The organism is Streptomyces sp. ISL-11, from assembly GCF_018614525.1.
In the GTDB taxonomy this organism is placed as follows: Bacteria; Actinomycetota; Actinomycetes; order Streptomycetales; family Streptomycetaceae; genus Streptomyces.
Window position 1 is genome coordinate 1 of sequence record NZ_JAGGOL010000160.1, and the last position, 11,692, is coordinate 11,692.

Annotated in this window: 10 protein-coding genes and 1 pseudogene; 10 read left to right on the forward strand and 1 reads right to left on the reverse strand. The window is 71.2% G+C overall.

The window, feature by feature from the left end:
- The 3 genes and pseudogenes from J7E86_RS26780 to J7E86_RS26790 form a co-directional block, all read left to right on the forward strand.
- Positions 1-946, forward strand: a pseudogene (locus tag J7E86_RS26780) (hypothetical protein); the annotation flags it as partial.
- Positions 947-1,080: 134 nt separating this feature from the next.
- Entirely contained in the window at positions 1,081-2,364 is a 1,284-nt protein-coding gene (locus J7E86_RS26785) for a geranylgeranyl reductase family protein (protein ID WP_215085110.1), read from the forward strand.
- Positions 2,365-2,531: 167 nt separating this feature from the next.
- Positions 2,532-3,257 carry a hypothetical protein gene (locus J7E86_RS26790; RefSeq protein ID WP_215085113.1) on the forward strand — a complete coding sequence of 242 codons (726 nt, stop codon included), beginning with the start codon at positions 2,532-2,534 and terminating at the stop codon, positions 3,255-3,257.
- Between the two features lie 124 nt (positions 3,258-3,381).
- Here the strand turns inward: J7E86_RS26790 and J7E86_RS26795 are convergent, their stop codons facing one another.
- The gene (locus tag J7E86_RS26795) at positions 3,382-4,218 is read right to left on the reverse strand and encodes a C40 family peptidase (RefSeq protein ID WP_215085114.1); all 837 of its coding nucleotides are present in this window, start codon (positions 4,216-4,218) and stop codon (positions 3,382-3,384) included.
- A gap of 739 nt (positions 4,219-4,957) precedes the next feature.
- Here J7E86_RS26795 and J7E86_RS26800 point away from each other — a divergent pair.
- From J7E86_RS26800 to J7E86_RS26830, 7 genes are all read left to right on the forward strand, one after another.
- Positions 4,958-5,317, forward strand: a complete 360-nt coding sequence (locus tag J7E86_RS26800) for an NADH-quinone oxidoreductase subunit A (protein WP_215085115.1) — start codon at positions 4,958-4,960, stop codon at positions 5,315-5,317.
- 13 nt (positions 5,318-5,330) lie between these two features.
- Positions 5,331-5,885, forward strand: coding sequence for an NADH-quinone oxidoreductase subunit B family protein (locus J7E86_RS26805; protein WP_215085116.1), 555 nt, complete (start codon positions 5,331-5,333; stop codon positions 5,883-5,885).
- On the forward strand, positions 5,882-6,664 hold the full coding sequence (locus J7E86_RS26810; RefSeq protein ID WP_215085117.1) for an NADH-quinone oxidoreductase subunit C: 783 nt from the start codon (positions 5,882-5,884) through the stop codon (positions 6,662-6,664). Before J7E86_RS26805 ends, J7E86_RS26810 begins: the two co-directional genes overlap by 4 nt.
- Complete coding sequence (locus tag J7E86_RS26815) at positions 6,664-7,983, forward strand: NADH-quinone oxidoreductase subunit D (protein WP_215085118.1); 1,320 nt, start codon at positions 6,664-6,666, stop codon at positions 7,981-7,983. The genes J7E86_RS26810 and J7E86_RS26815 overlap by 1 nt, the downstream gene beginning before the upstream one ends.
- A gap of 17 nt (positions 7,984-8,000) precedes the next feature.
- Entirely contained in the window at positions 8,001-8,810 is an 810-nt protein-coding gene (gene nuoE, locus J7E86_RS26820; RefSeq protein WP_215085120.1) for an NADH-quinone oxidoreductase subunit NuoE, read from the forward strand.
- The gene (gene nuoF, locus J7E86_RS26825) at positions 8,807-10,162 is read left to right on the forward strand and encodes an NADH-quinone oxidoreductase subunit NuoF (RefSeq protein ID WP_215085122.1); all 1,356 of its coding nucleotides are present in this window, start codon (positions 8,807-8,809) and stop codon (positions 10,160-10,162) included. The genes nuoE and nuoF overlap by 4 nt, the downstream gene beginning before the upstream one ends.
- Positions 10,159-11,692: NADH-quinone oxidoreductase subunit G (locus J7E86_RS26830; protein WP_215085124.1), on the forward strand; the 1,534-nt coding region annotated here is incomplete at its 3' end. The genes nuoF and J7E86_RS26830, both read left to right, overlap by 4 nt.

Sequence of the window (11,692 nt, forward strand, 5' to 3'; positions counted from 1 at the left end):
GCCCCACAGCGTGCCCCCCGCCCCCGCGCCGACCGCGCCCCAGGCCCTGGCCCTGCCCCCCGGCTACGCGCCGTCCACGCCCCAGGCCGCGCCCTCCGGCTACGCGCCCCTCACGCCCCCCGCCCCCCAGACCGGTGGTCCGGCCCCCTTCCTCACCACGCTGTCGACGCCGCCCCCCGCCCCCGGCCGCTCGCTGAAGTGGGTGGCGATCGCCCTGGCGGCCTTCCTGGTCGGCGGATCGGTGGCCGGTGGCGTGCTGCTGACCCGGAACAAGGACCACGGCACGCACGACAGTGCCAAGCCCTCCGACGACAGCCCCACCGTCGACCTGCCGCCGGACGTCGCCAAGCCGTCCCCCTCCGGGACGCCCTCGGCCTCGCCCTCCGCCTCCGCGAGCGCCTCGCCCTCCGGCAGCGCCTCCGCCTCGCCCTCCGCGTCCGCGTCCGAGCCCGGGACGCCCTCGGACGCGCCGTCCTCGTCGGCGAGCGCGCCCAGCGGCTTCCGCGCGGTCAGCGACCCGCTCGGCTTCTCCCTCGCCGTGCCCTCCGGCTGGCAGCGCGAGGAAAAGGGCGGCAAGCAGATCGACTACGCCGCGCCCACGGGCGGTGCGTACCTGCGGGTCGGCCTGCTGCTCAAGAGCGAGCAGTCCTCGTACGAGCACTTCCAGGAGCTGGAGAAGACGGTCAGCAAGGGCAAGCCCGACTACAAGCGGGTGGCGCTCACCAGGAACACCTTCCAGGGCCGCGCCGGCGCCCGCTGGGAGTTCACCTGGACCGAGAAGGACACCGGCCGCACGATGCACGCCGTCGACCAGGCGTACGTGAACGAGTCGGGGACCGAGTACGCCGTGTACTTCCAGTCGCGCGACGAGGGCTGGTCGAGCAGCCGTCAGGTCTTCGACACGGCCGTGGACACCTGGTCGGTCATCCCCGTCGACTTCGGCTGAGACCGCCCGGCCGGGAGGATCCGCCGCTTCGGCAGCCCTTCTCTCCCGGCCGGAGGCGCCCCCCTAGACTTCTCCTGTCCGGTGCCCGGCCTGACCGGCGCACGCATCACCGCCGAGCAACGGGAGTCCCCACCGTGACCGAGTCCCCTACCGAACACAGCGCAGATGTGATCGTCGTCGGGGCCGGCCCGGCCGGCTCCTCCACCGCCTACCACCTGGCCAAGGCGGGCCTGGACGTCCTCCTGCTGGAGAAGACGGCGTTCCCCCGCGAGAAGGTGTGCGGTGACGGCCTGACGCCGCGCGCCACCAAGCAGCTCGTCGCGATGGGGATCGACATCTCCGAGGAGGCGGGCTGGCTGCGCAACAAGGGCCTGCGCATCATCGGCGGCGGCGTCCGCCTCCAGCTCGACTGGCCCGAGCTCGCCTCCTTCCCCGACTACGGGTTGGTCCGCAAGCGCGACGACTTCGACGAGCAGCTCGCGCTGAACGCGCAGAAGGCCGGCGCCCGCCTCTACCAGCGCTGCAACGTCGGCGCCCCCGTCATCGACGACCGCACGGGCCGGGTCACCGGCGTGCACGCCAAGCTCGGCGAGGAGAAGACCCCGGTCACCTTCCACGCCCCCCTCGTCGTCGCCGCCGACGGCAACTCCACGCGCCTGTCGCTCGCCCTGGGCCTGCACCGGCGCGAGGACCGCCCGATGGGCGTGGCCGTCCGCACGTACTTCACCTCGCCGCGCCACGACGACGACTACCTGGAGTCGTGGCTGGAGCTGTGGGACCGGCGCGGGCCGCAGGACCGGCTGCTGCCCGGCTACGGCTGGATCTTCGGCATGGGCGACGGCACGAGCAACGTCGGGCTCGGCGTGCTCAACACCTCCGACTCCTTCAAGGAGCTGGACTGGCGCGAGGTCCTCAAGGCGTGGTGCGCGTCCATGCCCGAGGACTGGGGCTTCACCCCGGACAACATGACCGGCCCCATCCGCGGCGCCGCGCTGCCGATGGCCTTCAACCGCCAGCCGCACTACACGCGCGGGCTGTTGCTGGTCGGTGACGCGGGCGGCCTGGTCAACCCGTTCAACGGCGAGGGCATCGCGTACGCCATGGAGTCGGGGCAGATCGCGGCGGACGTCATCGTCCAGGCGCACGCCCGCGCCTCGTACGCCCAGCGCGAGCTGGCCCTCCAGCGCTACCCGAAGATCCTCAAGGACACCTACGGCGGCTACTACACCCTGGGCCGCGCCTTCGTGAAGCTGATCGGCAACCCGAAGGTCATGAAGCTGGCCACGGAGCGCGGGATGACGCACCCGGTGCTGATGCGGTTCGCGCTGAAGATGCTGGCGAACCTGACGGACCCGACGGGCGGCGACGCGATGGACCGGATCATCAACGGCCTGAGCAAGGTGGCTCCCCGGTCCTGACCCTGGGTGACCTCCCCTCTCCCGCACGGGAGTTAAGGCCCACCTTGAGTGATTCACCCCTTTGAGCGCCACCTGTCTCGATTTGACGGGTGTGCGCCGGGGGAGGGTCGAGGTGGGCCGGTTCCGTCGGTTCCGGTGCCGCTCCGCCGATGAAGGGGTTGGGAACCGTGCTGTACGAAAAGAGAGACACCGCCCGAGCGCTGACCTGCCTGGCCGGGCGCCTGGCCGCCCTCGGAGCGGCGCTGGTCCTGCCCGTGGCCGGCCCGGTGGCGCCGGCCCACGCCGCGGCGACCGTGTGCACGGTCAACGGCGTCGCCCAGCCGGGCCCGGACATCGTGGGCACCAACGACGCCGACACGATCGAGTGTTCCTCGGTGGAGGCGGGGCACACCGTCGAGGCACTCGGCGGCGTCGACATCATCACCCTCACCGGCCCCGTCGACGGCAACGTCCGCGGCGGCGACGGCGTCGACCAGATCACGCTGACCGGCGGCAGCGCCGCGGTGAACGGGACGGGGGCCGTCGACGGTCAGGCCGGCGACGACGTGATCACCATCCGGTCCCTGGTCCTCGGTGCCGTCCGGGGCGGGCAGGGCGACGACGACATCCGCTTCGCCGACGGCTCCCGCATGGCCGCGCGCACCGACGTCCGCGGCGCCCGGGGGGCCGACACGATCACCTTCGAGGAAGGCGTCGACGTCTCCGGGCTGGTCGAGGCGAACGAGGCCGACGACACGATCGACGTCCACGGCACGGTCACCTCCACCGGCAGGGTCCGCGGCGGCGACGGCGACGACAGCGTCCACGTCCACAACAACCAGGGCGTCGTCGACGCCCGGTCCGGCGCGCGGGACGTCTGCGTCGTGGACATGGGGACGCCCTGCGCGCGCTGAGCGGCCCGGGGCGGCCCCGGGTACGGCGAAGGGCCGCCGCCCCGAGCGGGGGAGCGGCGGCCCTTCGACAGGCGCTTGGCGCGGGCTCCGGCCGGCCTCGCGGGAGGCGGCCGGAAGCGGTGGGTCACATGACGCGAACGGCACCCGTGGGCGGGGAGTAGCTCATGTCGCGCTCGACGATGCCGGTGCTGGGGTTCTGCGCGCCGATGAACTTGCCGCCGCCGATGTAGACGCCGACGTGGTACGCGCTGCCCGCGGAGCCCCAGTAGAGGATGTCGCCGACCTGGAGGTTGCCCAGCGAGACCTGGGTGCCGGCCGTCGACTGGTCCTGGGAGACGCGCGGGAGGTCGATCCCGATCTGGCTGTAGGCGGCCATGACGAGGCCGGAGCAGTCGTACGAGGACGGGCCGGTGGAGCCCATCACGTACGCCTTGCCGAGCTGGGCCTGAAGGAAGGAGACCAGGGTGGCGGCGTTGCCCGAACCGGTCGACGCGGAGGAGGCGGCGCCGGCGGCCTCCTCGGCGGAGCCGGTGGCGGCCTTCACGCTGAGGCTCTTGCGCTCGGTGGCGCGGGAAGCGCGGGCCTGCTCGGCGTCGCGCTTCTCCTGGGCCTCGGCGGCCTTCTTCTCGGCCTCGGCCTTGCGGTCGGCCTCGTCCTTCGCCTTCTTGGCGGCGTGGCGTGCCGAGTCGGCGGCGTCGTCCTGCTGCGCGCGGACCTGGTAGTCGAAGGCCGTCTGGGTGGTGGCCGCCGCGCTCTGGGCGATGGAGGTCGCGAGGGTCGCGTTGACCGCCGGCATCTCCATGGTCGCTTCGGTGGGCTTCTCGACGGCGGTGGCGGAACCGGCTCCGGCCACGGCCAGGGTGCTGAGGACGCCACCGGCAACACCAGTGCGGACGACCCACGACTGGGTGGCCGTACGACGGGGCTTCCGGTGGCTGGTTATATGCGCGTTCGGGGACATGGGACAACGGACTATCAGTCCGCGCAGGTTGAGTTCAATAAAGGTGACGTGCGCCACAATTGGCATGAGCGTGCCCAGAATTCGGGCTTTTGATCACGGGAGAGTCACGGCGGCCACCGGTGCGCGAATCGGTAACAGGCGCCTCAGCATGGGGTTTGGCGGCTGAAGACGATCATCCGTCGCTCTATCACTCTTACGGCTCGCATGTCGAGGCTACCCAGAGAAACCGCATCCCGAACCTCTTGGCGCGTGGCGCAGCTCACGTCCCACCGGCCCCGCCGGGGTCGCTCGTGAAGCGGGGCGCGAAGGCCGGCCGGAGGGCGCCGGCGGTTGGCGTCGGCTCAGGGAGTGGCGCTCATATATCAGTTGACGGTTGGACATGCCAATTTGCGTGCACGCTGCACGGCTTGATAGGGCGACCCCCCTCCCACCTGCGTCAGGACCCCCGAATGTCACCTCTCGTGATCACTCGGGCGCTTCGCGTGTGAAGATCGCCGCTCATCCGACTTGATGATCGTTCGTCGGGTGGTGGAGATCACAAACGCGGTCCCGTACCCCGTGTCGCAGATCACAGACCGGCGGGCATAGGATGCAGTCGACCCGGGCTTGTGAACTGCCTCACATATAGGTGATCTTCCCCCGGTGATCGCCGCGACCGCCGGTGATCTCCCAGGGGGCGGGGAGCCCGCCGGGGTCCGGTCAGCCAGCAGTCAGCGTCGACTGGAAGGAGCGAGGAGCGGTGAACGCCTACGCGCCCATCCTCGTACTGGGAGCCCTCGGGGCAGGCTTCGCGATCTTCTCCGTGGTCATGGCCTCGCTCATCGGGCCCAAGAAATACAACCGCGCCAAGCTCGAAGCCTACGAATGCGGCATCGAACCCACCCCGCAGCCCGCCGGGGGCGGCCGCTTCCCGATCAAGTACTACCTGACGGCGATGCTTTTCATCGTCTTCGACATCGAGATCGTCTTCCTCTATCCCTGGGCCGTCACCTTCGACGCCCTGGGGATCTTCGGGCTCGTGGAGATGCTCCTCTTCGTGCTCACCGTCTTCGTCGCCTACGCCTACGTCTGGCGCCGCGGCGGCCTGGAATGGGACTAGGGGGCACCACGCAATGGGACTCGAAGAGAAGCTGCCCAGCGGCTTCGTGCTGACCACCGTCGAACAGGCCGCCGGGTGGGTGCGCAAGTCATCCGTCTTCCCGGCCACCTTCGGGCTGGCCTGCTGCGCCATCGAGATGATGACCACCGGCGCCGGCCGCTACGACCTCGCCCGCTTCGGCATGGAGGTCTTCCGCGGCTCGCCCCGCCAGGCCGACCTCATGATCGTGGCCGGCCGGGTCAGCCAGAAGATGGCGCCCGTGCTGCGGCAGGTCTACGACCAGATGCCCAATCCCAAGTGGGTGATCTCCATGGGCGTCTGCGCCTCCAGCGGAGGCATGTTCAACAACTACGCGGTCGTCCAGGGCGTCGACCACATCGTGCCGGTCGACATCTACCTGCCCGGCTGCCCGCCGCGGCCCGAGATGCTGCTGGACGCGATCTTGAAGCTGCACCAGAAGATCCAGGGCGAGAAGCTCGGCGTGAACCGCGAGGAAGCCGCCCGCGAGGCCGAGGAAGCGGCGCTCAAGGCGCTGCCGCTGATCGAGATGAAGGGGCTGCTGCGATGAGCGACCCCAAGAACACCCCCGAAGGCGCCCCCAGGAACAACGGCGCCGGCAAGAGCAACGGCGTCAACCCCGACAAGGACGTCAACGCCCAGAACCTGCCGGGCCAGCGCGGCGACCACGGCGAGACCATCCGCGTCCAGCGCGGCATGTTCGGCCCGAAGAGCGGCGGCGACACCAGCGGCTACGGCGGCCTGGTGCGGTCCGTACGGCTGCCGGGCGAGGCCACCCGCCCGTACGGGGGCTGGTTCGACGAGGTGGCGGACGAACTGGAGGGCGCCCTGGAGGAACAGGGCCTCGTGGTGGAGAACGCCATCGAGAAGACTGTCGTCGACCGCGGCGAGCTCACCTTCCACATCGCCCGCGAACACCTGCCGCGCGTCGCCCGCACCCTGCGCGACGACCCCGCGCTGCGCTTCGAGCTCTGCACGGGCGTCAGCGGCGTCCACTTCCCCGGCGACAAGGGGCGCGAGCTGCACGCCGTCTACCACCTGCGTTCGATCACTCACAACCGGTTGATCAGGCTGGAGGTCGGCGCGCCGGACAGCGATCCGCACGTGCCCTCGATCGTCGACGTCTACCCCACCAACGACTGGCACGAGCGCGAGACGTACGACTTCTTCGGCCTGGTCTTCGACGGCCACCCGGCGCTCACGCGGATCATGATGCCGGACGACTGGCAGGGCTTCCCGCAGCGCAAGGACTACCCCCTCGGCGGCATCCCCGTCGAGTACAAGGGCGCCCGGATCCCGGCTCCGGACCAGCGGAGGTCGTACAGCTGATGTCCACACCCACCAGCCCCCGCGAAACCACCGAAGGCACCGTCTACACCGTCACCGGCGGCGACTGGGACGAGATCGCCGCCGCCGCGAAGCGGGCCGACGACGAGCGCATCATCGTCAACATGGGCCCCCAGCACCCCTCCACCCACGGAGTGCTCCGGCTCATCCTGGAGATCGACGGCGAGACGGTCACCGAGGCCCGCTGCGGCATCGGCTATCTCCACACCGGCATCGAGAAGAACCTCGAATTCCGCAACTGGACGCAGGGCACCACCTTCGTCACGCGCATGGACTACCTCACGTCGTTCTACAACGAGACGGCGTACTGCCTGGGCGTGGAGAAGCTGCTCGGCATCGAGGAGCAGATCCCCGACCGCGCGACGGTCGTCCGCGTGATGCTGATGGAGCTGAACCGTCTCTCCTCCCACCTGGTGGCCATCGCCACCGGCGGCATGGAGCTCGGCGCCACCACGATCATGATCTACGGCTTCCGGGACCGGGAGATGATCCTGGACCTGTACGAGCTGATCACCGGGCTGCGGATGAACCACGCCTACATCCGGCCCGGCGGCCTCGCCCAGGACCTGCCGCCGGGCGGGGTGGACGCCGTGCGCGAGTTCGTGAAGAAGATGCGCCGCAATCTCCCCGAGTACGACAAGCTCGCCACCGGCAACCCCATCTTCAAGGGCCGCATGCAGAACGTCGGCCACCTCGACCTCGCAGGCTGCATGGCCCTCGGCGCCACCGGCCCGATCCTGCGCTCCGCCGGCCTCCCGCACGACCTGCGCAAGGCCCAGCCCTACTGCGGCTACGACACCTACGACTTCGAGGTCCCCACCACCGACACCTGCGACGCCTACGGGCGCTTCCTGGTCCGGCTCGAAGAGATGCGGCAGTCGCTGCGGATCGTCGAACAGTGCCTGGACCGGCTGGCCCCCGGGCCGGTCATGGTCGCCGACCGGAAGATCGCCTGGCCCGCCCAGCTGGCCCTGGGCCCCGACGGGCTCGGCAACTCCCTCGACCACATCAAGAAGATCATGGGCACCTCGATGGAGGCCCTGATCCACCACTTCAAGCTGGTGACCGAGGGCTTCCGGGTGCCGCCCGGCCAGGTGTACGCGGCCGTGGAATCGCCCAAGGGCGAACTGGGCGTGCATGTCGTCAGCGATGGCGGCACCCGCCCCTACCGGGTCCATTTCCGGGACCCGTCCTTCACCAACCTCCAGGCCATGGCGGCGATGTGCGAGGGCGGCCAGGTCGCCGACGTCATCGTCGCGGTGGCGTCCATCGACCCCGTGATGGGAGGCGTCGACCGGTGACAGACGTCAGTTTGGGGATGCCCCAGCTCCCCGCGCCCGACTACCCGGCCGACGTACGGGCCCGGCTCGAAGCGGACGCGGCGGAGGTGATCGCCCGCTACCCCGACAGCCGCAGCGCGCTGCTGCCGCTGCTCCACCTCGTCCAGGCGGAGGAGGGCTACGTCACCCGCACCGGCCTGCGCTTCTGCGCCGAGGTCCTGGACCTGACCGTCGCCGAGGTCACGGCCGTCTCCACCTTCTACACGATGTACCGGCGCGAACAGGGCGGCGACTACCAGGTCGGTGTCTGTACGAACACCCTGTGCGCCGTCATGGGCGGCGACGCCATCTTCGACGCCCTCAAGCGCCACCTCGCCGTCGGCAATGGCGGGACCACCGAGGACGGCAAGGTCACCCTCGAACACATCGAGTGCAACGCCGCCTGCGACTTCGCGCCCGTGGTCATGGTCAATTGGGAGTTCTTCGACAACCAGACCGTCGAGAGCGCCGTGGCGCTCGTCGACGAACTGCGCGCCGGACGCCCGGCCGAGCCCACGCGCGGGGCGCCCCTGTGCACGTACCGGGAGACGGCCCGCATCCTCGCCGGCTTCCCCGACCCGCGGCCGGGCGCGGTCGAGGCGAGCGGCGGCGCCGGGCCCGCGTCCCTGGCGGGGCTGCGGCTGGCCAAGGGCGAGAGCCACCCCACCCGGGTCGGCCCGCCGCGCGGCGAGCCCCCGCGCGGCGCACAGCCGCCGGAGCACCTCAGCTCGCACGACGCGCCCCAGCAGACATCCGCCTCGGACCCCGCTCACCCCAGCGGGCCGGTCACCGAGGAGGGGGAGGGATGACCGTGGCACCCGAGATCAACGAGACCAGCCCCGAGAAGCTGCTCTCGCCCGTCCTGAGCGCCTTCTGGGACGAGCCCGGCTCCTGGACGCTGGAGACCTACCGGCGCCACGAGGGCTACGAGGGCCTGCGCAAGGCCCTCGCCATGACGCCCGACGACGTCATCGGCTACGTCAAGGACTCCGGACTGCGCGGCCGCGGCGGCGCCGGCTTCCCCACCGGGATGAAGTGGCAGTTCATCCCCCAGGGCGACGGCAAACCCCACTACCTCGTCGTCAACGCGGACGAGTCCGAGCCCGGCACCTGCAAGGACATCCCCCTCCTCTTCGCCAACCCGCACGCCCTCATCGAGGGCATGGTCATCGCCTGCTACGCGATCCGCTCCCGGCACGCCTTCATCTATCTGCGCGGCGAGACCGTGCCCGTGCTGCGCCGGCTGCACGAGGCCGTGCGCGAGGCGTACGCGGCCGGCTACCTCGGCCGCGACATCCTCGGCAGCGGACTCGACCTCGACATCACCGTCCACGCCGGGGCGGGCGCGTACATCTGCGGCGAGGAGACCGCCCTCCTCGACTCCCTCGAAGGGCGCCGCGGCCAGCCCCGGCTGCGGCCGCCCTTCCCGGCCGTCGCCGGCCTCTACGCCTGCCCCACTGTCGTGAACAACGTCGAGTCCATCGCCTCCGTTCCCGCGATCCTCCACCGCGGCAAGGAATGGTTCCGTTCGATGGGCAGCGAGAAGTCCCCCGGCTTCACGCTCTACTCCCTCAGCGGCCACGTGGCCGGCCCCGGCCAGTACGAGGCGCCGCTGGGCATCACGCTGCGCCAGCTGCTCGGCATGAGCGGCGGCATGCGCCCCGGCCACACCCTCAAGTTCTGGACGCCCGGCGGCTCCTCGACCCCGCTGCTCACCGACGAGCACCTGGACGTACCGCTCGACTACGAGGCCGTGGGCGCCGCCGGATCCATGCTCGGCACCAAGGCGCTCCAGTGCTTCGACGAGACGACCTGCGTCGTACGCGCCGTGACCCGCTGGACCGAGTTCTACGCCCACGAGTCCTGCGGCAAGTGCACCCCCTGCCGCGAAGGCACCTACTGGCTGGTGCAGTTGCTGCGCGACATCGAGGCCGGCCGGGGCCGCCCGGCGGACCTCGACAAGATCAACGACATCGCCGACAACATCAACGGCAAGTCGTTCTGCGCCCTCGGCGACGGCGCCGCCAGCCCCATCTTCTCCTCGCTCAAGTACTTCCGCGCGGAGTACGAGCAGCACATCAGGGGCAGGGGCTGCCCCTTCGACCCGGCCAGGTCCACGGTGTGGGCCGACGGCAGGAACCCCCAGGAGGTGCACGCATGACCGTCACCACGCCGGCCGGCCCCTCCGGCGGAGCGGACGCGGTGGTTCCGCCACCGGAGGACCTGGTCTCCGTCAGCATCGACGGCATCCAGCTCTCCGTGCCCAAGGGCACCCTCGTCATCCGCGCGGCGGAGCTGCTCGGCATCGAGATCCCGCGGTTCTGCGACCACCCGCTGCTCGATCCGGTCGGTGCCTGCCGGCAGTGCATCGTCGAGGTCGAGGGCCAGCGCAAGCCGATGGCGTCCTGCACCATCACCTGCACGGACGGCATGGTGGTGCGCACGCAGCTGACCTCGCCCGTCGCCGAGAAGGCCCAGCGCGGCGTGATGGAGCTGCTGCTCATCAACCACCCGCTCGACTGCCCGGTCTGCGACAAGGGCGGCGAGTGCCCGCTGCAGAACCAGGCCATGTCCGCCGGGCAGGCCGACACCCGCTTCGAGGGCCGCAAGCGCACCTTCGAGAAGCCCGTCCCGATCTCCACGCAGGTGCTGCTGGACCGCGAGCGGTGCGTGCTGTGCGCGCGCTGCACCCGCTTCTCGCAGCAGATCGCCGGCGACCCGATGATCGAGCTGCTCGAACGCGGCGCCCTGCAGCAGGTCGGCACCGGCGAGGGCGTGCCCTTCGAGTCGTACTTCTCGGGCAACACCATCCAGATCTGCCCGGTCGGCGCGCTGACCTCGGCGGCGTACCGATTCCGCTCCCGGCCCTTCGACCTCGTCTCCTCGCCGTCGGTGTGCGAGCACTGCGCGGGCGGCTGCGCGACGCGCACGGACCACCGGCGCGGCAAGGTCATGCGCCGCCTCGCCGCCGACGACCCCGAGGTCAACGAGGAGTGGCTGTGCGACAAGGGCCGCTTCGCGTTCCGCTACGCCCAGCGGCCGGACCGGCTCACCACCCCGCTCGTACGGAACGCCGAGGGCGACCTGGAGCCGGCGAGCTGGCCGGAGGCCCTCCGGGCGGCGGCGCAGGGGCTGGCGGCCGCCCGCGGCCGGACCGGCGTGCTGACGGGCGGGCGGCTGACCGTGGAGGACGCCTACGCCTACGCCAAGTTCGCGCGCGTGGCCCTCGATACGGACGACGTGGACTTCCGGGCCCGGGTGCACAGCTGTGAGGAGGCCGACTTCCTGGCCGCCCATGTCGCCGGGCGCGGACGAGACCTGGACGGCTCGGGAGTGACCTACCGGTCGCTGGAGGACGCGCCGGTGGTGCTGCTCGCCGGCTTCGAGGCGGAGGAGGAGGCGCCCGGCGTCTTCCTGCGGCTGCGCAAGGCGCACCGTAAGCACGGCCAGCGCACCTTCGCCCTGGCCACGCACGCCACCCCCGGCCTGACGAAGGCGGGCGGCACGCTGCTGCCCACCGCTCCCGGCACCGAGACCGCGTGGCTGCGGGCGCTCGCGGACGGTACGGGCCTCGACACCGCCGGGCAGGCCGCGGCCGAGGCGCTGCGCGCCGAGGGCTCGGTCCTCGTCGTGGGGGAGCGGCTGGCGGGTGTTCCGGGCGCGCTGACCGCCGCGCTCGCCGCCGCCGGCG